Consider the following 26,776-nt stretch of genomic DNA (forward strand, 5'->3'; position numbering starts at 1 on the left):
GTGAGCCCGAAAGACCGAAGGCCGCCCGGTTCACCGCCGGGCGGCCTTCGTGAAGTACTCGCCGGGTCAGTCGTGAAGGTGGCGGTTGACGATGGCGCAGATCTCAGCCGCGGGCTCGGGTGCGGTCAGTCCGTAGTGCGTGGCGTCGAGGTCGTAGGCGTGCACCTCACCCTGGACGTGCGGGGACCAGAAGGAGGCCTCCGCTCCGGGGCTCTGCGTCGCGCGGAAGAACAGCGCCGTGCCCCGGTAGGTGGGCTGGGTGAACTCCCCTACCATCCGCACGTGTCGGACCATCAGGGCGGAACCGTTGTCGATGATGGCCCGGCGGTCCTCGCTGTCCTTGTCGCCCGGCAGGTAGTTCTCCAGGAAGTCGCGCGCCTGCTCCTCGTCCAGGAGGCCCGCTTCCTTGTGCTGGGCGAACCAGCTGCTCGGGACGGCGTCGAGGATCACGACCAGCGGCACCTCGTGCCCGAGCCGCTGCAGCTCGGCCGCGATCGCGTGCGCGAGGGGGCCGCCCAGGGAGTGCCCGATCACGTGGAAGGGGCCGTCCGGCTGGACGGAGAGGATCTGTTCCACGTAGTCCAGGACCATCGCCTCGAAGGTCTCCGGGAGCGGAGAGCCGTCGAAGCCGCGGGCTTGGATGCCATAGGCCGGGCGGTCGCCCAGTTGCATGGCCATGCCCAGGTAGGACCAGGACAGGCCGCTGCCGGGATGGATGAACCACACCGGCGCCTTGGCCCCGCCGGCTCGCAGCGGCAGGATCACGCCGAGCGGGTCGGTGGGCTCGTCCTGCCGGGCACCCGTGCTCAGCTGCGCCGCCAGGGCCGCGACGGTCGGGGTCTCGAAGACCATCCGCACCGGTATCCCCACACCCAGAACCTTGCGGATGTGGCCGACCAGGCGGGTGGCGGCGAGGGAGTGACCGCCCACGTCGAAGAAGTTGTCGTCGACGCCCACCCGGTCGACGCCCAGGACCTGGGCGAACAGGCCGGCCAGGACCTCTTCCTGCGGGGTGCGCGGCGCCCGGTAGCCGTGCGCGTCCCCGCGATCGGGCCGTGGCAGTGCCTGGTGGTCGAACTTTCCGTTCGGCGTCAGCGGGAGACGGTCGAGCGTGACGAACGCCGTCGGCACCATGTACGCGGGCAGGCGTTCCGCGGTGAAGGCGCGGAGCGCGGCGGTCAGTTGTTCCCCCTCCGGTTCGGTGGCGGAGCGTGCCGGGACGACGTAGGCCACCAGGTCCCGGCCGCCCTCCTCCGTGGCGTCCCCGGTCACGGTCACCATGACCTGGGTGACCTCGGGGTGCTCGGCCAGCGTGGCCTCGATCTCTCCGGGTTCGATGCGGAAACCCCGGATCTTGACCTGGGCGTCGGCACGTCCTTCGAAGACCAGCCGGCCGTCCCCGCTCCAGGCCACGACGTCGCCCGTGCGGTACATGCGCTCACCGGCCGGGCCGAAGGGGCAGGCCACGAAGCGCTCCGCGGTCAGCGCGGAGCGACCCAGGTAGCCGCGTGCCAGGCCCTCTCCCGCCAGGTACAACTCCCCCGGTACGAGCGGGAGCACGGGCCTGAGCGCGCTGTCCAGGACGTAGGCGCGTACGTTGTCCATCGGACGGCCGATCGGCAGCCGGGCGGGCACCGGCACGTCGCGCGGGATCGGGTGAGCGGTCGCGAAGGTCGTGGTCTCGGTGGGCCCGTAGCAGTCGATGACCGCGATGTCGGGGCAGGCGGCCAGGACCCGCTCGACGGCGACCGGAGACACGACGTCGCCTCCGGTCCACACCTCGCGCAGCCCCCTGAGGGACTCGGGGCGGGTCTCGGCGATCGCCTTGAACAGGCCGATCGTGATGAAGGCCGCACTCACCCGCTCGGCTGTGATCAGGCGGGACAGCGCGTCGGCGTCCAGAAGCCCGGGAGGCGCCACCACGATGGTGCCGCCCCGCAGCAGGGGAACCCACAGCTCGTAGGTGGAGGCATCGAAGGCCTGTGCGGAGTGCATGAGCACCCGTCCGTGCCCGCCTTCGAAACGTCCGTCCAGGGCCAGGTCCGCCACGGCCCGGTGGGTGATCCCGACGCCCTTGGGCGTCCCCGTGGAGCCCGAGGTGTACATGATGTACGCCAGCTCGTCCGCGTGGCACGCCGGTGTCAGCGTCGGCCCCTCGACGTCGGCGGCCGACTCCGTGCCCGTCCCGGCGGAGTCCAGGACGAGGTGGAAGCATGCGCTCTCCGGGAGCCGGGCCGCGGTGGCGGAGTCCGTCACGACCAGGGCCGGGGCGCTGTCCTGGAGCATGAAGGCCAGACGCTCGGCCGGGTAGTCCGGATCCAGCGGCACATAGGCACCGCCCGCCTTCAGGATGGCCAGGACGGCGGTGACCTGCTGCACGGAGCGCAGCAGGGCCAGGCCCACCACCGACCCCCGGCCCACGCCGCGCGCGGCCAGGAGATGCGCCAGGCGCTCTGTGCGCTCGTCCAGCTCGCGGTAGGTGAGCCGCTGGTCACCGTCCACCACCGCTACGGCGTCCGGCGTGCGGGCCGCCTGCCGGGCGAAGGCCGCGGGGATGCTCTGGTCCGGCCTGGGGACGGTCGTGTCGTTCCACTCGCCCAGGATCCGCTCGCGCTCGCCCCGCTCCAGCAGGTCGAACCGGTTCAGCCGCGCGTGCGGGTCGGCGACCAGCTGCCCCACCAGGTGCACGAAGCGGTCGGCGATCGCACGGACCGAGTCCTGGTCGAACAGGTCGGTCGCGTACTCCAGCGCACCCACCACGCCCTGCCCGGGCCGCTCGGCCAGGTTGAAGGACAGCGTGAACTTGCTGGTGCGATTGTGGGTCTGCTCCACCTCCACTTCGAGACCGGGCAGTGCGACGCCGGTGTGGGCGAAGTTCTGCCAGGCGAAGGCCACCTGGAACAGGGGCGAGTAGGCCGTCGAGCGTTCCGGCCTGAGGATCTCCACCAGGCGCTCGAACGGCACGTCCTGGTGGTCGTAGGCCGCCAGGGACTTCGTGCGGACCTGGTCGACCAGATCGGTGAAAGTGAGCTCGCCGCCGAGCCGGGCCCGCAGGACCCAGGTGTTGACGAAGATGCCCACCATGTCGGTGAGGTTCTCGTCGGTGCGGTTGGCGATCGGGGAACCGATGGTGAGGTCGTCCTCACCGCTCAGGCCATGCAGCAGCACCGCAAGCGCGGCCTGCAGCACGATCGAGGCGGTGGCGCCGCGGTCACGGGCCAGCTCCTCGACGCGCTCCCAAGCGCCGGGCGGCAGCGGGGGCAGCTCCACCGCATCACCGCCGTGGCTCATCACCGGCGGGCGCGGCCGGTCGGTGGGCAGGGGCAGCGGCTGCGGCACCCCGTCCAGCTCCTCGTGCCAGTAGGCGCACTGGGCCGCCAGCAGGCTCTCCGAGTCGTCCTCGGCGCCCAGCAGGCCGCGCTGCCACAAGGTGTAGTCGACGTACTGGGCCGGCAGGTGCGGCCAGTCCGGCGCGCCGCCCGCGGACCGGGCGACGTACGCCTCGCTCAGGTCGCGTACGAGCGGCGCCATTGACGCGCCGTCACAGGCGATGTGATGAGGCATCAGCACAAGGACGTGGTCCCGCGCGTCGACCCGCAGGATGGTCGCCCGCACCGGGATCTCCCGGCTCAGGTCGAAGCGGTGCCCGGTGAAGTCCGCGAGGGCGGCGGCCACACCGTCGGCCGGGACGTCCGTCACCGGCACGTCGAGGTGTGCCTCGGCGGCGGACAGCACCCGCTGGTAGGGGGTGCCCGCCTCGTCCTCGGTGAAGACCGTACGCAGGCTCTCGTGGCGGGCCACCAGGTCCCGCACGGCCGCCGCGAGTGCCTCGGTGTCCAGCTCGCCCCGCAGCCGGAGCGGAAGCGGCAGGTTGTACGTGGCCGAGGGGCCCTCGTACTGGTGGATGAACCACAGGCGCTGCTGGGCGAACGACAGCGGCATCCGCTCCGGCCGCGGCTCGGCCTTCACCAGCGCGGGCCGGACCTTGCCGCCTCCGCCGATCCGGGCGGCGAGGTCGGCGACGGTGGGGGCGGTGAAGACCCCCCGGATGGGCACCTCGGCGCCCAGGAAGGTGCGGATGCGGCTCACCAGGCGCGTGGCCAGGAGCGAGTGGCCGCCCAGCTCGAAGAAGTTGTCCTCGACGCCGACCCTGTCCACGCCGAGGACCTCGGCGAACAGCCCCGCCAGGGCCTCCTCCCGCGGGGTGCGCGGAGCGCGGTACCCGGCGGCGGCGGACAGGTCGGGCTCCGGCAGCGCCCGCTGGTCGAGCTTGCCGTTCGGGGACAGCGGAAGCCGATCCAGGATGACGAACGCCGAGGGCACCATGGAGGCGGGCAACCGCTCGGCCACGCCGGAGCGCAGCTCGGCGGAGGTCGGAGCACTGCCGTCCCCGGCGGGGACGACGTAGGCGACCAGCTGCTTGGCGCTGCCCGAGCCGCCGCGTGCGACCACGGCCGCCCGGGCCACCCGCGGGTGCGTGGCCAGGGCCGCCTCGACCTCGGCGGGCTCGATGCGGAAGCCGCGGATCTTGACCTGCGTGTCGGTGCGGCCCGCGTACTCCAGTTGCCCGTCCGCCGTCCAGCGGGCCAGGTCGCCGGTGCGGTACATGCGCGCCCCGGCCGGGCCGAACGGGTCGGCGACGAAGCGCTCGGCGGTCAGCGCGGGCCGGTCGTGGTAGCCGCGGCCGATGCGGCCCGCCACGTACAACTCGCCGATCACGCCCGGGGGCACGGGAGTCAGGCCCGGGCCCAGGACGTAGGTGCGCACGTTGCCGAGCGGGGCACCGATCGGCACACTGCCCGTGCCCCGCCACGTCTCGTCGGCGGTGAAGGCGGTGGCGTAGTACGACTCGCTCTGCCCGTAGGCGTTGACGATCCGCACCTGCGGCAGCGTCCGGCGGATGCGGTCGACGAGGGCGGCGGGCAGGGCCTCACCGGCGAAGACCACCGTCTTGAGGCCGTTGACGCGGCCCATGTGCTCCACGAGTTCGGCGAACGCCGAGGGCACCGTGCTGATCACGTCGAGGTCCCGGCCGGGGCGGTCGGCCAGGGCGAGCACGTCCCGGACGAGTTCCACGCTGCCGCCCGTGGTCAGCGTGGAGAACACCTCGAAGACGGCCACGTCGAAACTGACGGAGGTGCTGGCCAGCATGCGCCAGCCCGGTTCCACTCCGATCTGCCGCACCAGGCTGTGCAGGTCGCTGACGACGGTGGCGTGGGGCATGCTCACGCCCTTGGGCAGGCCCGTGGAGCCCGAGGTGTAGATCTGGTAGGCCAAGTCCTCCGCGAGCAGCGGACGGGTGCGCTCGCTGTCGTCGAGGTTCCCGCCCGGGTGCCCCGACAGGTCCGTGGTGTCGAGGAGCAGGCACGCGGTCGTGGTCTGCGGGGGCAGGACACCGGCCGTGGCCGTGTCGGTGACGATCAGGCGCGGAGCCGCGGCCGCCAGGACGTGGTGGAGGCGTGTGCTGGGGTGAGCGGGGTCGATGGGCACGTATGCGGCGCCCGCCTTGAGGACCGCCAGGATCGCCACCACCAGCTCGGAAGCGCGCGGCAGGACGACGGCGACTTGGGTGTCGGGGCCGATGCCGCGGGCGGCCAGATGGCGGGCGAGCCGGTTGGCCCGCTCGTTCAGCTCCGCGTAGGTGAGCCGCTCCTCGCCGTGGATCACCGCGGTCGCCTGCGGGGTGCGGGCGGCCTGCTCCTCGTAGAGCTGGATGACCGTCTGCTCGGGGACCTCGGCCGCCGTGTCGTTGAACCGCCTCAGCACCAGCTCGCGTTCGGCCGCGTCCAGGACGTCGACGCCGGACAGCGGGGTGTGCGGGTCGGCGGCCAGGCGCGCCAGGACGCGGCCCAGGCGGTCGGCGATGCGTTCGGCCTCCTCGGCGGTGAACAAGCCGCCCTGGTATTGCAGGGCCACCTGCGGCAGCGGCTCGGCCACGGCGAACACGGTCACCGGATAGTGGGTGCCGCTCTGCGGGCGGATGCCCGTGATGGCGACACCGGCCTTCGTGTGGGCGTCGGCCATGCCCTCACGGTCGACCGGGTACGACTCGAACGCCACCACCGTGTCGAACAGCGTGCCCACGCCGACGGCCTCCTGGATCTCGCTGAGGCTGTGCTGGTGGTGGTCCAGGAGCGCGGCCTGCCGCACCTGGAGCGCGTGCAGGACCTCGGCGAGCGTGTCCCGCGAGGAGAACCGCACGCGCACGGGCAGGGTGTTGATGAACAGGCCCACCATCTCGTCCACGCCCACCACCTGCGGCGGACGGCCGGAGACGACGGCACCGAACACCACGTCCTGACGCCCTGTCAGCTGGCCGAGCAGGATGCCCCAAGCCCCTTGGATCAGTGTGTTGACGGTGACGCCCAGCTCACCCGCGCGACGGGCGAGCTCGCGTGCCGTCACCGGGCCGAGGGGTACCTCCACCTCGCCGGGCGCGCTCTGCTCGGTGGCGGCGGTCGGGGCGAGGAGGGTGGGCTCGGCCAGGCCGTCGAGGTCCTCGGCCCAGGCGCGGGCCGAGGCCCCGGGGTCCTGCCGGGCGCGCCAGGCCAGGAAGTCCCGGTACGGCCGTACGCGCGGCAGGGCGGTCGGGTCACTGTCCTCGGCGTAACCGAGGACGAGGTCCTGCAGGAGCAGCGGCAGGGACCAGCCGTCCATCAGGGCGTGGTGGGCGGTCAGGACCAGTTCCGCGCGGACCTCGCCCAGCAGGACCAGGGTCATCCGCAGCAGCGGCGGGGCGGCCGGGGTGAAGTGGGTGTTCTGGTCGTCGGCGAGGAGGCGCTCGAATCGCTCCTCGCGTTCGGCGTCGGGCAAGTGGCGCAGGTCCACGGTCCGCCAGGGCAGTTCGGCGCGGTCGAGGACGACCTGCACCTGCTCGCCCGCGGACGAGGTGACGAACGCGGTCCTCAGGTTGGCGTGCCGGTCGAGCAGGCCCTGCGCGGCGGCCCGCATCCGCTGCGGGCCGACGGCGCCGGACAGGTGGAGGACGAACTGCATGTGGTAAGCGTCGAAGGAGGCACCGGCCAGCAAGCTGTGGAACAGGATGCCGGACTGCGCAGGGGTCAGCGGCCAGACGTCGGCCAGACCCGGGTAGCGCTGCTCCCACTGCTCCAGGTCGCCCTGGGTGACCTGCGCGAGCGGGGCGTCCGACGGAGTCAGGCCGCCCGCGCCCGGCTCGGCCGCGTGCCGGGCCAGGCCCTCCAGGGCGGTGCGCCACAGCTCCGCGAGGTCGGCGACCTCCGCGCGGCTGAGCAGCCCGGACGGGAAGCCGAACTCGGCGGACAGGCGCGGCCCTTCGGGGGTGTCCAGGACATAGGAGTTGATCTCCACCGCGCCCAGGACCGGCATGTCCGCGTCGAGGCCGGCACTCAGGTCATCGGCGTCGGCGACCTGTGTGAAGCCGAGGCCGCCCGGCTGCTGCGGTGCGTCGGTGAACCGGCCCAGGTAGTTGAAGGTGACCTGCCCCGCCCCGTGCCCCTTGAGGACCTCCATGGTCTCGGGGTTGAGGTGGCGCAGCAGGCCGTAACCGAGGCCCTTGTCCGGGATCGCGAGGAGCTGCTCCTTGACGGCCTTGACCGCGTCGCCCGCGGCCCTCCCACCGGCAAGGGCCTGCTCCAGGTCCACACCCCCCACATCGAGACGCACGGGGAACACACTGGTGAACCAACCCACCGTACGCGACAGATCCGCACCCGCAACCACACCCTCCTCACGGCCATGACCCTCCAGACCCAGCAACAACGACGACTCCACCACACCCCGCACCCGACGCCACCGCGCAACAGCCACCGCCAACGCCGCCAGCAGACCGTCGTTGACACCACCGCGGTAAGCAGCCGGCACCGTCGTCAGGAGCGCCTCGGTGGCCTGCGCGGGCAGGTGCACCTCCACCGTCTCCACCGTGCCGCGCACGTCTGCGGCGGGGTCGAGCGCCCGGGCCCCCAGCAGCGGATCGGGGCCTGCCAAGACGCCTTGCCAGAAGGCGAGTTCAGCCGTCCGCTCCGGGCTCACGGCCTCTTCGGCCAGCGCGTGCGCCCATTGGCGTACGGAGGTGGCGGCCGGGGCGAGCTCGGGCGTGCGTCCTTCGCGCAGGTGCTGCCAGGCCTCGGCGAGGTCGGGCAGCAGGATGCGCCAGGACACGCCGTCGACGACGAGGTGGTGCAGGACGAGGATCAGGCGTCCGGCGCGCTCGGTACCGGCGTCGAACCACACGAACCGCGCCATGACTCCGGCGGCCGGGTCCAGCGCGCCGTTGGCCGCGTCGAGTTCCGCCGCGGCCTGCCGCCGCCAGGCGGCGTCCTGCCAGCGGCCGTCGCAGGGCACCCGGCGCAGCAGCGCCGCCGCGTCGACCGTGCCCGGCGCGGCGATCTCAAGGCCCGGCTCCGGGACGGAGACCAGCCGGGAGCGCAGGACGTCGTGGTGGTCCAGCACCGCCGCCAGCGTGGCGGTCAGGCCCTCCTCGTCGATGCCGAGGGGCAGGTCCACCACCATCGTCATCGCGAACCGGTCGTGGCCGCCGTCCAGTTCGGTGATGTGCCGGGCGACCGGCAGCAGCGGGGCGAAGCCCACGCCGCCGCCCTCCAGCTCCGCCAGGGCGGGCCCCGCCGCGTCGCTGCTCGCGGCCGCTTCCGCCAGGCGGGCCACCGTGCGGCACTCGAAGATCTGCCGCGGGGTCACCTCCACGCCCAGCGCGCGGGCCTGTGAGACCACTTGGATCGAGCGGATGGAGTCGCCGCCGACGGCGAAGAAGTCGTCGTCGACACCGACCCGTTCCCGGCCGAGGACCTCGGCGAACACGGTCGCGAGCGCCGTCTCGGCCTCACTGCCCGGCGCGCGATAGGTGTCGCCGGAGAACTCCGGCTCCGGCAGCGCGGCCTTGTCCAGCTTGCCGTTCGGCGTCAGCGGCAGCTCGTCGAGGAGGACGAAGGACGAGGGCACCATGAAGTCGGGTAGGCGGCGGCGCGCGAACGTCCGCAGGTCCTGGACCGAGACACCGGCCGCCAGGTCGATGTCCCCGCCCCCGTCGGCCGTGACGGCGGTGGGCACGACGTAGCCGACCAGCTGGGCCGCGCCACGGTTCTCGCGGACCACGACGGCGGCCTGGGTGATGCCCGGGTGGTCCGTGAGCACGGTCTGGATCTCGCCCGGTTCGATGCGCAGGCCGCGCACCTTGACCTGGTCGTCGCTGCGGCCCAGGTACTCCAACTGCCCGTCGGCGCCCTCGCGCACCACGTCGCCGGTGCGGTACATGCGCGAGCCCGGAGGACCGTAGGGGTCCGCGGTGAAGCGGTCGGCGGTCAGGTCGGAGCGGCCCAGGTAGCCGCGCGCGAGGCTCGGGCCCGCGACGTACAGCTCGCCGGGGGCGCCCGGCGGCACCGGGAGGAGACGGTCGTCCAGGACCAGCAGCCGGGTGTCCGTGACGGCGGTGCCGATGGGGACGCGGTCCCCGGTGAGCGGGGGGCTTGCGGCCGCGCACACCGTGGTCTCCGTGGGCCCGTAGGCGTTGATGAGGGAGCGCCCGGGAGCCCAGTGGGCGGCCAGGGCGGGCGGGCAGGCCTCGCCCGCGACGGCGAGGACGCGCAGCGCGGACAGGGTGCGGGGCGCGTCGTCGGGCAGCGTCCCGAGCACGCTCGGCGGCACCGTGGCGTGCGTGACGCGGCGCTCGGCCAGTGTCCGGAACAGCTCGTCGGCCACCAGGCGCGCCTGCTGCGGCACGATCAGCGCGGCACCGGTGGTCAGCGCCATCACCAGCTCCCAGAACGCCGCGTCGAAGCTCGGGGCGGCGCTCTGCAGGACCCGGGAGTCCGTGGTGACCTCGAAGCGGGCCAGGTGGGTGGCGCTCAGCGCGGCCAGGCCCGTGTGGGAGACGGCGACGCCCTTGGGGCGGCCGGTGGAGCCCGAGGTGTAGATGACGTACGCCGGGTGGGCCGGCAGCAGCGCCGCATCGGGGTCGGTGGCGGACGCGTCCCGCCACGCCTGCTCGATGTCCGGCGTGTCGATGCCGACGACGTGGGTGGGCAGTCCCGCGGGCAGCTGCTCGGCCGCGGCCCGGGAGCTCAGGAGCACCGCCGGGGCGGCGTCGGTGACCATGTACGTGATGCGGTCGGCCGGGTAGTCCAGGTCGACCGGCATGTAGGCGGCGCCCGCCTTGAGCACGCCCAAGGCCACCGCGACCTGGTCCGCACCGCGCGGCAGCGCCACGGCCACCGGCTGCTCCGGGCCGATGCCGCGGGCGACGAGCCAGTGCGCGATCTGGTTGGCACGGGCGTTCAGCTCCGCGTACGACCAGGTGGCGTCCGTCGCCTCCACGGCCGGGGCGTCGGGGGCCTCTTGTACGCGCGCCTGGAACAGCGCGGGGAACGTGGCCGTTTCGACGGTCCGCTCGTCGCGTGCGTGCCCGGCGAGCAGCCGCTCGCGTTCGGCGGCGCTGAGCAGGTCGGTCCGGCTCGGGCGCTGCGCCGGGTCGGTGACCGCCGCGGTGAGCAGGCGCCGCAGGCGGTCGAAGACGGTCTCGATGGTCGCCGCGTCGAACAGCTCGGTGGAGTACTCGGCCGCGACCTCGATGCCCGCGGGCGTGGTGCCGTTCTCGTACGACTCGTTGAAGCTCAGGACGAGGTCGCAGCGCGCGGTGCCGGTGCCCGCGCCGTGGACGCGGACGCGCAGGCCCGGCAGGTCGAACTCGGCTCGTTCGTCGTTCTGGAGGACCAGGGAGATCTGGAAGAGGGGGTGGTGGGAGGTGGAGCGCTCGGGGTTGAGCTTCTCCACCAGGGAGTCGAAGGGGATGTCCTGGTGGGTGAGGGCGGCCAGGCTGGTCTCGCGCACGCGGGCGAGGAGTTCGGCGAAGGTCGGGTCGCCGGAGGTGTCCGTGCGGATGACCTGGAGGTTGACGAACATGCCGACGAGGTCGTGGAGGCCGTCGTCGGTGCGGCCCGCGATGCCGCTGCCGAGGGGGATGTCGTCGCCCGCGCCGAGCCGGGACAGCAGAGCCGCCATGGCGGCGTGCAGCACCATGAACGGCGTCGCGCCCGCGGTGCGCGCCCACTGCGCGATGCCCTGGTGGAGCTCGGCGTCCAGGGTGAACTGCAGCAGGTCGCCGCTGTGGTCGAGCACCGCAGGTCGGGGCCGGTCGGCGGGAAGGGTCACGCTCTGCGGCAGCCCCGCGAGCTGGTCCCGCCAGTAGGCGTACTGCCGACCGAACAGGCTGTCGGGGTCGCCCGCGTCACCGAGGAGCCGGTGTTGCCACAGCGTGTAGTCGGCGTACTGCACCGCCAGCGGCTCCCAGGCGGGAGCGGTGCCGCCCGCACGGGCGGTGTAGGCGGTGGCCAGGTCGCGGGTGAGGGGGGCCAGGGAGAAGCCGTCGGCCGCGATGTGGTGCAGCAGCAGGACGAGCACCGACTCGGCGGGACCCGCGCGCAGCAGCCGGGCGCGGACCGGGAGGTCGGCGGACAGCTCGAAGGGGTGGCGGACGGTGTCGGCGATGGCCTGGGCCAGGGCGTCGGTACCGTCCACGTGCCGTTCGGCGACGGTGACGCGTGCCTGCGCGGGATCGAGGACCTGCTGGTACGGCGTTCCTCCGGGACCTGCGGGAAAGACCGTGCGCAGGGACTCGTGCCGCGTGACGAGGTCGTTGAGGGAGGCCTGGAGGGCCGGCGTGTCGATGTCGCCCGCCAGGTGCAGGACCAGCGGCATGTTGTACGTGGGCGAGGGGCCTTCGAGCTGGTGGAGGAACCAGAGGCGCTGCTGGGCGAAGGACAGCGGCAGGTGTGCGGGCCGCTCCGCCACGCGTGTCAGCGGCAGCCGCGTGGGCTCGCCGCCGTCGAGGTGGGGGGTGAAGCCCGCCACGGTGGGGTGGTCGAACAGGGTGCGCAGCTCGGTCCCGGTCCCCAGAGCGGTGCGGATGCGGCTGACGAGCCTGGTCGCCAGCAGGGAGTGGCCGCCCAGGTCGAAGAAGTTGTCGTCGATGCCGACCCGCTCCAGGCCGAGGACCTCGGCGAACAGCTGGCACAGCTGCTCTTCGCGCCGGGTGCGCGGGCCCCGGCCCGTGGTGTGCGCGGCGAAGTCCGGTGCGGGCAGCGCTTTGTGGTCCAGCTTTCCGTTCACGGTCAGCGGCAGCGCGGGGATGGCGATGACGGAGGCGGGCACCAGATGCGCGGGCAGGCGGTCGCGCAGGCGGTCGCGCACCGCGGCGGCCAGTTCACCGTCGCCCGCGGCGGCCGGGGTCGGCACGACGTAGCCCACCAGGCGGCGCTCGCCCCTGGTGTCCTCGGGTACGGTCACCACGGCCTGGGCGACGTCGGGGTCGTCGGCGAGCGCCGTCTCGACCTCACCGGGCTCGATGCGGAAGCCGCGGATCTTGACCTGGGCGTCGGCGCGCCCCTGGAAGGCCAGGTGGCCGTCCGTGGTCCAGGTGACGACGTCCCCGGTGCGGTACATGCGCTCCCCGGCCGGGCCGAAGGGGCAGGCCACGAAGCGCTCCGCGGTCAGCGGGAGGCGGCCCAGGTAGCCGCGGGCCAGGCCCTCGCCCGCGAGGTAGAGCTCACCGGGCACGCCCGGCAGGACCGGCTTCAGCGCGCCGTCCAGGACGTAGGCGCGCGCGTTGTCCATGGGCCGCCCGATCGGCACCGCGGCACCGGCCTGGCCGGGCTCGGTGAGCCGGTGGGTCGTGGCGGCCATGGTGGCCTCGGTGGGGCCGTAGGCGTTGACCACCGCGATGCCCGGGCAGACCGCCATGACCTGCTCCACGGCGGCCGGGGCCATCACGTCCCCGCCGGACCAGACTTCGCGCACGCCGGTGAAGGCGTCGGGCAGCTCTTCGGCGATCACCTTGAACAGCCCGGTCGCGACCAGCAGCGCGGTCACCCGATGCTCGGCGACGATCCGAGCCAGGCCGGTGGCGTCGAGGCGGCCGGGCGGGGCGACGACGATGGCGCCGCCCCGCAGCAGGGGGATCCACAGTTCGTAGGTGGAGGCGTCGAAGGCCTGTGCGGAGTGCATCAGGACCCGCTCGTGCGCGCCGCCCGCGAACCGGCTGTCCAGCGCCAGGCCCGCCACGCCACGGTGGGTGACGCCGACGCCCTTGGGCGTGCCGGTGGAGCCGGACGTGTACATCACGTACGCCAGCTCGTCGCCGTGGCCGCCCGGCACTACCGGCAGCGGGTCGGCGGCGGCGACCTCCGCGAGGGTGTCCGGGGCGTCGAGGAGCAGGCGGGCGCAGGCGCTCTGCGGGAGCCGGGCCGCGGTGGCGGAGTCCGTCACGACCAGGGCCGGGGCGCTGTCCCGGAGCATGAAGGCCAGGCGCTCGGCCGGGTAGTCCGGGTCCAGCGGCAGATAGGTGGCGCCCGCCTTCAGGATGGCCAGGACGGCGGTGATCTGCTCCGGCGAGCGGGGCAGGGCGTAGCCGACGATCGATCCGCGCGTGACGCCGCGCAGGGCGAGCACGGCGGCGACACGACCCGCACGCCGGTCCAACTCTGCGTACGTCAGCTCCTGTTCGCCGCCGACGACCGCCACCGCGTGCGGCGCTTCGGCCGTCTGCCGTGCGAACAGCTCGGGGATGGTCCGCTCGGTCCTCGGTACCGCCGTGTCGTTCCAGTCGTGCAGGATCCGCCGGCGCTCGTCCCGCTCCAGCAGATCCACGGTCGCCACGGGGGTGTCCGGGTCGCTCCCCAGGAGGTTCAGGACGTGTCCGAAGCGGACCGCGATCTCGGTGGTGCGGGCGCGGTCGAACACGTGGGGCTGGTACTCCAGGCCCACCTTCAGGTGCGGCTCGGCGAGCGCCGTCACGACCAGCGGGTAGTGGGCGCCGTTGCGCGGGGTCATGCCCGTCAGCTCGACCCCGGCGGTCGCGGCGGCGCCGCTGAGACCCGCCGCGTCCATCGGGAAGGACTCCAGGACGACGAGGGTGTCGAACAGCGTCGGCAGCCCGACCGCCCGGTGGATGTCGGCCAGCCCGTGGTGATGGTGGTCGAGCAGCGCGTTCTGGCGGCCCTGCAGCCCGGTGACGAGCTCGCCCAGGGTGCTGGACGGCGTGCAGTCCACCCGTACGGGAAGGGTGTTGATGAACAGGCCGACCATCTCCTCGGCGCCGTCCACCTGCGCCGGTCGTCCGGAGACGGTGGTGCCGAACGTCACGTCCTGACGTCCGGTCAGCCCTGCGAGGACGATCGCCCAGGCGCCCTGGACGAGGGTGTTCAGGGTCACGCCCAGCTCCGCGGCCCGGCGCGCCAGGGCACGCGCGGCCGCCGGGGAGAGCGGTACGTCGGCCAGTGCGATGTCCGCGCTCTCGGCTTCGGGCGCGCCGGGCGCCAGGAGGGTCGGCTCGTCGATCCCGGCCAGTTCCTCGGCCCAGGCGGCCGCGGCCGCCTCGTGATCGCTGCGGGAGAGCCAGGTGAGGAAGTCCCGGTAGTCGCGGACCCGGCGCAGGTCCGTCGCGTCGCCCTCGGTGGCGTACAGGTGGAGCAGGTCCTGCAGCAGGAGCGGGAACGACCAGCCGTCGAAGAGGACGTGGTGGGCGGTGAACACCAGGTCGAAGCGGTCGGCGGCCAGCTTGACCAGGGACATGCGCGCCAGCGGCGCCCGGGCGGGGTCGACGCGGGTGGCGTGCTCCCGGGCGAGGTACGCGGTGAGCTGCTCCTCGCGCTCGGGCTCCCCCAGGTGGCTGAGGTCGTGCGTGGTCCAGGGCAGTTCGACGTCGCGGTGGACGAGCTGGACGCGGCGGCTGCTCCCGTCCCTGACGAAGGCGGTCCGCAGGTTGGGGTAGCGGTCCAGGAGGGCCTGACCGGCCGCGCGCATCCGGGTGGCGTCGACCTGTCCGGCGAGGTGGAGGACGAGCTGCATCTGGTAGACGTCGAAGGAGCTTCCCGCCAGTTCGGCGTGGAAGAGCATGCCTTCTTGCATCGCGGTCGGCGGCCACACGTCCACCAGGGCCGGGTGCTGCTTCTGCCAGGTGTCGAGCTGCGCCTGTTCGACGGGGACCAGGGGCACGTCGGAGGGCGTCAGACCGCCCGCGCCGACCGTGCCGGCGTGGCGGGCCAGGCCTTCGAGGGCCGTGCGCCATGCGTCGGCCAGGTCCTCCACGTCCGCGCGGGACAGCAGGCCGGTGGGGTAGTCGAGGCGGGCGGCCAGGCGGGGGCCCTGGGGGGTGTCGGTGACGTAGGCGGTCACGCTCACCGAGGCCAGTGCGGGCATGTCCGCGTCCAGGTCGGCGATGAGCTCTGTGGTGTTCTCCGCCTGGGTGAAACCCGCTCCGTCCAGCTGGCCGGAAGTGGTGCCCGAGCCCGCGTAGTGGCCCAGGTAGTTGAAGGAGATCTGCCCGCGGCCGTACCTCGCGAGGACCTCGGCCGTGCGCGGGTTGAGGTGGCGCAGCATGCCGTAGCCCAGACCTTTGTCCGGGATCGCGAGGAGCTGCTCCTTGACGGCCTTGACCGCGTCGCCCGCGGCCCTCCCACCGGCAAGGGCCTGCTCCAGGTCCACACCCCCCACATCGAGACGCACGGGGAACACACTGGTGAACCAACCCACCGTACGCGACAGGTCCGCACCCGCGACCACACCCTCCTCACGGCCGTGACCCTCCAGACCCAGCAACAACGACGACTCCACCACACCCCGCACCCGACGCCACCGCGCAACAGCCACCGCCAACGCCGCCAGCAGACCGTCGTTGACACCCCCGCGGTAAGCGGCCGGCAGTGTGGTCAGGAGCGGCTCGGTGACGGACACCGGCAGCTCCAGGGCTACGTGGTCGACCGTGGCCATCACATCGACGGCCGGGTCGAAGGCGCGCGCGCCCAGGCCGGGGTCCGGGGCGGAGACGATCTGCTGCCACAGCTCCAGTTCGGCCGTGCGCTCGTCGCTCACCGCCTCGTCGGCCAGGGCGTGCGCCCAGCGGCGCACCGAGGTGGCGGCCGGGGCGAGCTCGGGCGTGCGTCCTTCGCGCAGGTGCTGCCAGGCCTCGGCGAGATCGGGCAGCAGGATGCGCCAGGACACGCCGTCGACCACCAGGTGGTGCAGCACCAGGATCAGCCGCCCCGCGACCTCCGCACCGGCGTCGAACCACACCAGGCGGACCATCGCTCCACCCCGTGGGTCCAACTGGCCTGCTGCCGCGTTCAGTTCCGCGGCGGCCCGTTCGCGCCATGCCTCGTTCCACTCGCCGTCGCTGTCGACGCGGCGGATCAGCCCGGTCACGTCCACCGTGCCCGGCGCCGTCACCTCCAGCCCCGGCTGCACCGTCTCGACCAGGCGGGAGCGCAGGATGTCGTGCCGGTCGAAGACCGCCCCGACGACCGCCGTCAGCTGGTCACCGGTGATGCCGAGGGGCAGGTCCACCGTCATCGACATGGTGAATCGGCCGCTGTTCGCGCCCAGCTCCCGCAGATAGTGCCCGATCGGCAGCAGCGGGGCGAAGCCGACGCCACCGCCCTCCCACTCCTCGAGGACCGGGCCCGCCGGGCCGCTCGACGCGGCCACGGCCAGCTCCGCGACCGTGCGGCACTCGAAGACCTGCCGCGCCGTGACCTCCACTCCCTGGGCGCGGGCGCGCGAGACGACCTGGATGGAGCGGATGCTGTCGCCGCCGACGGCGAAGAAGTCGTCGTCGACGCCGACCCGGTCCAGGCCGAGCACCTCGGCGTAGACGGCGGCGAGGACCTCCTCCTGCGCGGAGCGCGGAGCGCGGTACTCCCCGGCGGTGAACTCCGGCTCCGGCAGCGCCTTGTGGTCCAGCTTCCCGTTCGGAGCCAGCGGCAGCCGGTCCAGCATCACGAACACCGCGGGCACCATGAACTCCGGCAGCCTGCCGGAGACGAAGCGACGCAGGTCCCGTACCGAGACCAGCGCGGTCAGGTCCAGGTCCAGGTCGCCCAGGCTGTCCACGCTGCCCAGGCCCTCCGCACCGCCCTCCGGCACGACGTAGCCGACGAGCCGGGCGCTCCCCCGGTCCTCACGCACCACCACGGCGGCCTGCGCGACGCCCGGGTGCGCGGTCAGCGCCGCCTCGACCTCGCCCGGCTCGATCCGGAAGCCGCGCACCTTGACCTGCGCGTCGTCGCGGCCCACGTACTCCAGCTGTCCCTCGGGCGTCCAGCGGGCCAGGTCGCCGGTGCGGTACATGCGGGCCCCGGCCGGGCCGAACGGGTCGGCGACGAAGCGCTCCGCGGTCAGGCCGGGCCGTCCGTGGTAGCCGCGGGCCACGTTCCCGGCCACGTACAGCTCGCCCACCACGCCCGGGGCCACCGGCCGCAGGCCGGGGCCCAGGACGTAAGCGCGCATGTTGCCCAGCGGCCGGCCGATCGGGGCACTGGCCGTGCCGGTCCACTCGGTGGCGGGGAAGGCGGTGGCGTAGAACGACTCCGTCTGGCCGTAGGCGTTGACGACGCGGACTGCGGGGAGGGTCTCGCGGACCCGCCGTACCAGGGAGGCGGGCAGCGCCTCGCCGGCGAACACCACCACGTCCGCGTCGATCTTCCCGCCCACCTGGTCGAGGAGTTCGGCGAAGACGGAGGGGACGGTGCTGATGACACCGCCCGTCCAGCCGCCGCGCTCGCCGATCACCAGGACGTCGCGGACCACTTCGAGGGTGCCGCCGACGGCGAGGGTGGTGATCGTCTCGAAGACGGACACGTCGAAGTTGACCGACGTACCGGCCAGCGTCCGTGTCCCCGCGCCGATCCCGACGACATCGGCCAGGCGCAGCACGCCGTTGACCACGTCGCGGTGGGTAATGGTCACGCCCTTGGGGGTGCCGGTGGAGCCGGACGTGTACATCACGTACGCGGCGTCCGCGGGCCTCGCCGCCATCAGTGGAGTGTCCGTGGCCGCTTCGGCGAGGTCGTCCAGGAACAGCGCGGGCACGTCCGTGGCCGGCAGCACCCCTGCCGTGTCCGCGTCGGTGAGCACCAGTGCCGGGCGGGCGTCGTTCAGGATGTAGTCGAGGCGCGTGCTGGGGTATTTGGGGTCGATCGGCAGATAGGCCGCTCCGGCCTTGAGGATGCCGAGCATGCCCACCACGAGGTGCTCGGAGCGGGGCAGGGCGAGGCCGACGACCGTGTGGGGGCCCACGCCGTGCCCGGCCAGCGCTCGGGCGAGACGGTCGGCCCGCGCGTCCAGCTCCGCGTACGTCAGCTCGACGTCTTCGTGGACCACGGCGATCGCGTCCGGTGCCGCCGCCGTCTGCCGTGCGAGGAGTCCGGTGATGCTGAGTTCGGGGGTCGGCGCCCGCGTCGCGTTGACGTCGCGCAGCACCAGGTCGCGCTCCCCCGCCCCGAGCACGTCGGCGAGCACCACCGCCAGCGACGGGTCGTGCACCATCTGGCGCACGACCCGTGCGTAGCGCTCGGCGATCCGCTCGACGGTGGACCGGTCGAACAGGTCGGTGGCGTACTCCAGCGTGATGGACAGGCCTGGCTCCGCGGGGTCTGCGAAGCAGCTGAACTCCAGGTCGAACTTCGCGGTCGGCGTGGGCAGGGCCGTGCAGGCGGCCGTGAGGCCGCCGGGCAGCCGCACGTCGATCGACCGTTGCGTCTCCCAGGTGAACATGGTTTGGAACAGCGAGTGGTAGGCCGTGGACCGCTCGGGGTTGAGAACTTCCACCAGGCGCTCGAAGGGCGCGTCCTGCTGGTCGTAGGCGGCCATGGCCTTCTCGCCGACCTGGCGGAGGAGGTCCTCGAACGACGGTGTGCCGGACAGGTCGGCGCGCAGGACCCAGGTGTTGACGAAGAAGCCCACCAGGTCGTTGAGCTGGGTGTCCATGCGGCCCGCGACCGTGGAGCCGATCGAGATGTCCTCGCCCGCGCCCAGCTGCTGCAGCAGCGCGGCGAGCGCCGCCTGGAACACCATCGGCACGGTGGCGCCCGTGCCGCGGGCGAGCTGCTCGGCCCGGCCGTACAGCTCGGCGTCGAGGGTGAAGTCGACGGCGTCGCCGCGGTGGCTGGCCGCAGGGGGGCGGGGGCGGTCGGTGGGCAGGCGCAGCGGCTGCGGAGCGCCCGCCAGAGCTTCGCGCCAGTAGGCGAGCTGGTCCGCGAGGATGCTCTCCGGGTCGTTCTCGTCGCCCAGCAGTTCCCGCTGCCACGCCGTGTAGTCGGCGTACTGGACTTCCAGTTCGGGCCAGTCGGGCTCGGTTCCGGTGAGCCGGGCGGTGTAGGCGGCGGCCAGGTCGCGGACGAGCGGGCCCATGGACTCGCCGTCGGTGGCGATGTGGTGGATCAGGAGCAGGAGATGGTGGTCCCGGGCGCCGGAGCGGAAGAGGGTGGCGCGTACGGGGACGTCCTCGGCCAGGGTGAACACGTGGCCTGCGGCCTGGGAGACGGCTTCGTCGAGGTCATGGGGTGCCACGTCGAGGAGCGGGACGTCCAAGCGCACGTCGTCGACCGGAACGATGCACTGCTCCGGGATGCCGTCGGCGCTGTCCACGATCAAGGTGCGCAGGCTCTCGTGCCGTGCCACCACGTCCCGCACGGCCTCGGTCAGGGCGCGGGTGTCCAGCTCGCCGGTGAGCCGGATGACGAAGGGCAGGTTGTAGGTGGCCGAGGGGCCTTCGAAGCGATCGATGAACCACAGTCGGCGCTGCGCGTAGGAAAGAGGGATCATTTACTTTGCGCTCCTGTTCATCGCACGCAGCTTGGGCCGCTTGGTGGCCGACGCGTCGCGGATCGTCCGGGAAAGGCCGGCCACGTCGCGGGAGTTGAGCACCGCGCTGATCGGCACGTCGACCCGGAAGGCGTTGCGGATGTGGTTGACCAGGTTGACGGCGAGCAGGGAGTGGCCGCCCAGGTCGAAGAAGTTGTCGTCGATGCCGACCCGCTCCGCGCCGAGGACCTCGGCGAACAGGCTGCACAGGCGTGCTTCCTGGGGGTTGCGCGGGGCCCGGTAGGCAGTGGTGCCGACGAGGTCGGGGGCGGGCAGGGCCTTCCGGTCGACCTTGCCGTTGGGGGTCAGGGGAAGCTCGGCGAGGGGCACGACGGCGGCGGGCACCATGTGGGTGGGCAGCCGGTCCTGGAGGTGGCCGCGCACCTCTTCGGTCAGGGCGGCGACCTCTTCCGGTCCACCGCCGCCGTCCGGGGTGGCGGGCACCAGGTAGCCGACCAGGTGCTTGCCCGTGCCGGTGGGGCTGTCGTGGGCGACGACCACGGCCTGGGCCACGCCGGGGTGGCCGGCCAGGGCCGCCTCGACCTCGGCGGGTTCGACGCGCACGCCACGGATCTTGACCTGGTCGTCGGCCCGCCCGACGTATTCGAGCCGGCCCTCGGCGTTCCAGCGGGCCAGGTCGCCGGTGCGGTACATACGCTCTCCGGCCGGGCCGTAGGAGTCGGCGACGAAGCGGTCGGCGGTCAGGGCCGACCGCTGGTAGTAGCCGCGCCCGATGGCGCCGGCCACGTACAACTCGCCCACCACTCCCGGCGGGAGGGGGTTCAGGGCGGGGCCCAGGACATAGGTGCGCATGTTGCCGACGGGTGTGCCGATCGGGGCGCTGGCGCTGCCCGTGCCCTGCCAGCCCTCGTCGGCGGTGAACGTGGTGGCGTAGAAGGACTCGCTCTGCCCGTAGGCGTTGACCACGCGTACCCAGGGCAGCGTCCGGCGGATTCGGTGGACGAGGGCGGCGGGCAGTGCCTCGCCCGCGAAGACCACCGTTTTGAGGTCGGTGATGGCGTCCATCCGGTCGCCGAGTTCGACGAAGACCGAGGGGACGGTGCTGATCACATCGGCGGCGAGGTCCTGGCGCTCGGCGAGGACCATGGCGTCGCGCACGACTTCGACGCGGCCGCCCCGGGAGAGGGTGGTGAGGATCTCGAAGACGGACACGTCGAAATTGACCGACGTTCCGGCGAGCATGCGGGTGCTCGCGTCGATGCCCACGCGTTCGGCGAGCTGGGTGATGCCGTTGACCACCCCGGCCTGCGTGATCATGACGCCCTTGGGGGTGCCCGTGGAGCCGGAGGTGTACATCACGTACGCCAGGTGGTCCGGGCGGGGCGGTGCGGTGTGCCCGGCCTCGCCCTGACGGAGCCTGTCGGCGGTGGCCTGGAGGTCGAGGTCGTCCAGGCACAGGCGCGGGGTGTCGCTGTGCGGCAGCGCCTGTGCGGTCGCGGTGTCGGTCAGGAGGAGCGCCGGGCGGGCCTGGCCGAGGATGAGGTCGAGGCGCCCGCTGGGATAAGCGGGGTCGATGGGCAGGTAGCAGGCGCCCGCCGTGAGGATGGCCAGCATGCCGGTGACCAGGTCCGCCGAGCGGGGCAGGGCGAGGCCCACCACGCTCTCCGGCCGGGCGCCGCGCGCGGTCAGCTCGGCGGCCAGGGCCTGCACCCGCTCGTTCAGCTGCCGGTAGGTCAGGTGCTGGTCGCCGCAGACGACGGCGGTGGCGTCCGGTGTCTCGGCGGCCTGCCGCTCCCACATCTCCGGGACCGTCGTCCAGGTCCGCGGCGGCGCGGTGTCGCTCAGCCGCCCGGTCGACGCGTCGCGTTCGTCCTGGACCAGGAGGTCGACCCGGCCCACCGGGGCCTGCGGGTCCTCGGTCAGCTGGGCCAGGACGCCGGCGAAGCGCGCGGCCAGCGTCGCGGCCGCTTCGGCCTCGAAGGCGTGGCGCTGGTACTGGAGGGTCAGGCTCGGGTGGGGGCCGTCGGGGTAGACGAAGACGGTCACGGGATAGTGGCTGGCGCTGAAGGAGCGGATGCCGGTGACGGAGAACCCGGCCGCCTCGCTCGCCTCGCCGATGCCCGCGCGGTCCAGCGGGAACGACTCGAAGGCGATCATCGTGTCGAACAGCGGGGACAGGCCCGTGGTGCGCTGGATCTCGGTGAGGCCCAGGTGGTGGTGGTCGATCAGCGCGGCCTGGGCTCGCTGGAGGTCCGTCAGGAGCTGGGCGAAGGACGCACCCGGAGCGCATCGCACGCGTACCGGGACGGTGTTGAGGAACATGCCCACGGTCTCGTCGACGCCCGGCAGGGCGGGCGGGCGTCCGGACACCGTGGCGGAGAACACCACGTCCGCACGGCCGGTCAGGCCGCCGAGCAGGATGCCCCAGGCGCCCTGGATCAGGGTGTTCAGGGTGACGCCGAGCTCCCCCGCCCGCTGGGTCAGCGCACGGGCCTGGGTGGCGGTCAGGGGCACGTCCGCCTGGCCGATGCCGGAGCCGGGGGCGTCGAGGGCGCCGGGGGCGAGGAGCGTCGGCTCCGTGACGCCGTCGAGCTCCCGGGCCCAGGCGCGCCCGGAGTCCTGGGCGTCCCTGCCCTCCAGCCAGGTCAGGTAGGCGCGGTAGCTGCGGGCTCGCGGCAGGCCCGTGGCGTCGCCCTCGCCCGCGTACAGCGACAGCAGGTCCTGGATGAGCAGCGGCAGCGACCAGCCGTCCACCAGCACGTGATGCACCGTCAGGACCAGCTCGTGCCGGTCGGCCTCCAGGGTGAGGTGCGTGAAGCGCAGCATGGGCGGCGCGGCCGGGTCGAAGTGCACACCGAGGTCGTCGGCCAGGAACTGCTCGTACGCGCGCTCGCGTTCGCCGTCGTCCAGGCCGCTGAGGTCACGGTGGGTCCAGGGCACCGCCACGCCGTCGACGACCAGCTGGGCAAGGCCCCCTCCGGGGCCGGGCACGAACGCGGTGCGCAGGGCGGCGTGCCGGTCCAGGAGTGCCTGGGCCGCGATGCGCAGCCTGGCGGGGTCCACGGCACCGGACAGGTGCAGGACGTACTGCTCGTGGTAGGCGTCGAAGCCGGCGCCTGACTCCGCGGCCAGCTTCGAGTGGAAGAGCAGACCGGCCTGGAGCGGGGAGGTGGGCCACACGTCGGACAGACCCGGGTAGCGCTGCTCCCAGCCGTCGATGTCGCACTGTGCCGCCGAGGGCATGGTCACGTCGGAGGGGGTCAGTCCGCCCGCGTCAGGGGCGGCGACGTGGCGAGCCAGGCCCTTCAGGGCCGCGCACCACAGGTCGGCCAGCTCCTGTACGTCGTCCGCGCCGAGCACCCCCTGCGGGGCGGTGAACAGGGCCCCGAGGCGCGGCCCTTCGGGGGTGTCGGTGACGTGCGCGTTGATGTCCAGCTCGGCGGGCGCGGCCATGCGCGGGTCCTGGCCGGCGTCCAGCTCGGCGAGCTCGGCGAGGCCGGGTGCCTGGGTGAAGCCGAGCCCGCGCAGCTCCTCGGGCATCTCGGAGGCGGTGGAGAAGCGCCCCAGGTAGTTGAAGGAGATCTGCCCGGTCCCGTACTCCTTGAGGACGTCGGCGGTCTCGGGGTTGAGGTGGCGCAGCAGGCCGTAGCCGATGCCCTTGTCCGGGAGGGCGAGCAGTTGCTCTTTGACGGCCTTGACGACCCGTCCTGCGGCCGCACCGCCCGCGAACACCTCATCGGCGTCCGTCCCGCTCACATCGAGGCGAACGGGGAAGACGCTGGTGAACCAGCCCACCGTGCGCGTCAGGTCCGCGCCCGGAGCCGCCGCCTCTTCACGGCCGTGCCCTTCGAGACGGATGAGCGCGGAGTCCTCGTCGACCCCCCGGGTACGCCGCCACTGGGTGATGGCCACGGCCAGCGCGGCCAGCAGTCCGTCGTTCACCCCGCCGCGGAAGGCGGCGGGCAGCGTGGTCAGCAGCGCCTCGGTGACCTCCGGCGGCAGGTGGACCCGCGTCTTGGTGAGGGTGGAGACCGTGTCCGCTTCCGGGTCGAGGCGCCGGGCGCCCAGAACCGGGTCGGGCCCGTCGACGATGGTGCGCCACAGCTCCAGCTCGGCGGTCCGCTTCGGTCGCGCGGCCTCCTCCACCAGGGCGTGCGCCCAGCGCCGCATCGAGGTGCCCACGGGCGGCAGCTCCGGGGTGCGGCCCTCCCGCACGTGTCGCCAGGCCGTGGCGAGGTCCGGCATCAGGATGCGCCAGGACACCCCGTCCACGACCATGTGGTGCAGCGCCACCAGGAGCCGCCCCGCGCGCCGCGGCCCGGCGTCGAACCACACGAACTGTGCCACCACGCCGCTCGCCGGGTCCAACCTGCCTGCGGCGGCGTCGACTTCGTGCAGGAGTTCCTCGCGCCAGGGCTCGGCGTCCCAGGCCCCGTCGCATTCCACTCGCCGGATCAGCCCGGCCACGGCGACCGATCCGGGTGGCCCCACCTCCAGACCGCCGCCGTCGCGCTCCACAGGGCGCGCCCGCAGCAGGTCGTGCCGGTCGACCACCGCGCCCAGCGTCGCCGAGAGCCCTTCGGCGTCGATGCCCTCGGGCAGGTCGAGCACCATCGCCTGCAGAAAGCGTTCGAATCCCGGTCCCCAGTCCCGGACCCAGCGCGTCACCGGCAGGTGCGGCAGGAAGCCCGCACCGCCGCCCGGCAGCTCATCGAGTACGGCCGCGGGCCGATCCACGGCGTCGGCCACGGCCTCGGCGAGGCGGGTGACCGTGCGGTGCTCGAAGAGGTCCTGCGCGCCGAGCGCCAGGCCGCGGGCGCGGGCGCGGGTCGCCAGCTGGATCGACTGGATGCTGTCTCCGCCGATGGTGAAGAAGTCGTCATCGACGCCGACCCGCTCCACGCCGAGGACTTCGGCGAACAGCGCGGCCAGGCGTTCCTCCCGCTCCGTGCGGGGGGCGCGGTAGGCGGCGCCGCGGAACTCCGGTTCCGGCAGACCGGCCCGGTCCAGCTTGCCGTTGGCGGTGAGCGGCAGCTCGTCGATGACGGTGAACGCGGCCGGAAGCAGGTGCTCGGGCAGCGTCCGTGCCGCGAAGGCCCGCAGCTCTCCCGCCCCGAAGCCGGCGTCGAGGGCGAAGTGGCCGGTCCCCGCGCCCCGTTCGGCCGTGGCGGCGTGTGCGGCGGCGGGGGTCGGCACGACGTAGGCGACCAGTTGCTTGCCGCGGCTCGTGGTCTCGTGCGGGACGACCAGCGCGTGCGCCACCGCGGGGTGCTGCTCCAGGAGGGTCTCGATCTCACCGGGCTCGACGCGGAAGCCGCGGATCTTGACCTGGGCGTCCGCCCGGCCGCGGAAGTCCAGCTCGCCGTCCGGCGTCCACGCCACCAGGTCGCCGGTGCGGTACATGCGCGCACCCGGCTGTCCGAACGGGTCGGCGAGGAAGCGTTCCGCGGTCAGCGCGCGGCGGCCCAGATAGCCGCGGGCCAGGCCGGGGCCGGTCAGATAGAGCTCGCCGGGCTCACCGGCCGCCACCGGGCGCAGCCGCTCGTCGAGGACGTGGCCGCTCCTGTGGTCCAGGAAGCGGCCGATCGGGATCGGCTCTCGCACCTCGTGGGCTGCGGACATGGGTCGGCACGTGGCGTACACGCTGACTTCGGTAGGTCCGTACACGTCGTGGAGCGTGACGCCGGGGCAGGCGTCGAGGACACGCCGCACCGCGGTGGGGGACACCACGTCTCCCCCGGTCCAGATCGCGCGGAGGCCGCGGAAACAGTCCGGCTGCTCCTCGGCGACCGCCTTGAACAGGCCCGCGGACACGAACATCGCGGTGACCTCGTGTGCGGTGATGGCCTCGGCGAGGGCCGGGGCGTCCAGGAGGCCCGGCCGGGCCACGACCACGGCGCCTCCGGCGAGCAGCGGCACCCACAGTTCGAAGGTGGAGGCGTCGAAGGCCAGGGGGGCGTGCTGCAGCACGCGGGCGTAGGCGCCGTCGCGGTAACGCCCGTCCACGGCCAGCGAGACCACGCCGCGGTGGGTGACGCCCACGCCCTTGGGTTTCCCGGTGGAGCCCGATGTGTAGATGACGTACGCGATGTGGTCGGGGTGCCCGCCGCGGGTCGCGGTGGGGCTGCCGTCGCGCGCGGCCGCCGTCAGGGCGGTCAGGGTGTTCGGCTCGTCCAGGGCGATCCGCGGGGCGGAGTTTTCGGGCAGGCGCCGCGCGGTTCCGGCATCGGTCACCACGACCGTGGGCGCGGCGTCGCGCAGCATGAAATCGATGCGCTCGGCGGGGTATGCGGGATCGACCGGCAGATAAGCGCCGCCTGCCTTCAGAATCGCCAGGACGGTCACCACGTACTCCGGTGACCGCTGCAGCGCCACCGCGACCACCGATTCCTGGACCACTCCACGCCCGATGAGGAGCTGTGCGAGCTGGTTGGCCTGCTCATCCAGCTGGCGGTACGTCATCTGCCGGGTGCCTAACACCAGCGCACACGCGTCCGGGGTTAACGCCACCTGCCGCTCGAAAAGAGCCGGGATGGTCTCGTCGGACAGGGGCTCGACGGCCACCGACAGGCCGCGCGTATCACTCATGAAAACTCCAGAAAATTCACATGAATATGGGGAGACGCGCCCAGGGTAAACTCTCGCACAGGTGCCGGCATGAAGCCCCAGGGCCCTCAAGGCACGCTAAAGAGAACCCGGCACTCACCATTGGCGCGAGTTGACCAGGAAGCCAGAAAGGCGGCGCGGGGCTCATCAGTCAGCCCGCAGCGACAGCCCTTTACCGATCATGCCGCACATCTTCTGACGTGCGCAGATCGCTTCCCCTGAAGCAGCCCGGCGGACTTGGCACGCACGTCCCCACGGTCGAAAGTGGCCCGGTTCCACCCGGTCCACATCGCCATTGAGGTGCACTCCCCCCGCCAATTCTTCGATTTGACGTCCAGTACTGAGAGGAAATCTTAACGCACCCTTGTCACCTCAACCAGGGGCAGATGATCTATGAGCCTCAATCGAGGTGCCCCACATACATGGTTACCACATCGAAAAATGCCCTTTGACCTGCCGTTATGCGCCGTCCATTCTTTGCGGGAGCCAGCAGAACGCCACGCAGAGCGCCTGCCCTGTCTTGGTGACAGGACAACGGAACTGCCAATTCCGGCACCTGATGGGATAGCGCCACCCTCCCACT

At 72.9% G+C, this 26,776-nt stretch carries 2 protein-coding genes; both read right to left on the reverse strand.

The window, feature by feature from the left end; all coding sequences use genetic code 11:
- Window positions 1-66: 66 nt before the first annotated feature.
- A complete protein-coding gene (locus MQV74_RS01815) occupies window positions 67-19,587 on the reverse strand; it encodes a non-ribosomal peptide synthase/polyketide synthase (protein ID WP_242714227.1) in 19,521 nt (6,506 codons plus the stop codon).
- Window positions 19,588-26,175, reverse strand: a complete 6,588-nt coding sequence (locus MQV74_RS01820; RefSeq protein ID WP_242714228.1) for a non-ribosomal peptide synthetase — start codon at window positions 26,173-26,175, stop codon at window positions 19,588-19,590.
- Window positions 26,176-26,776: the final 601 nt, after the last annotated feature.

Source organism: Streptomyces sp. AN091965 (assembly GCF_022698285.1).
Lineage (GTDB): Bacteria > Actinomycetota > Actinomycetes > Streptomycetales > Streptomycetaceae > Streptomyces.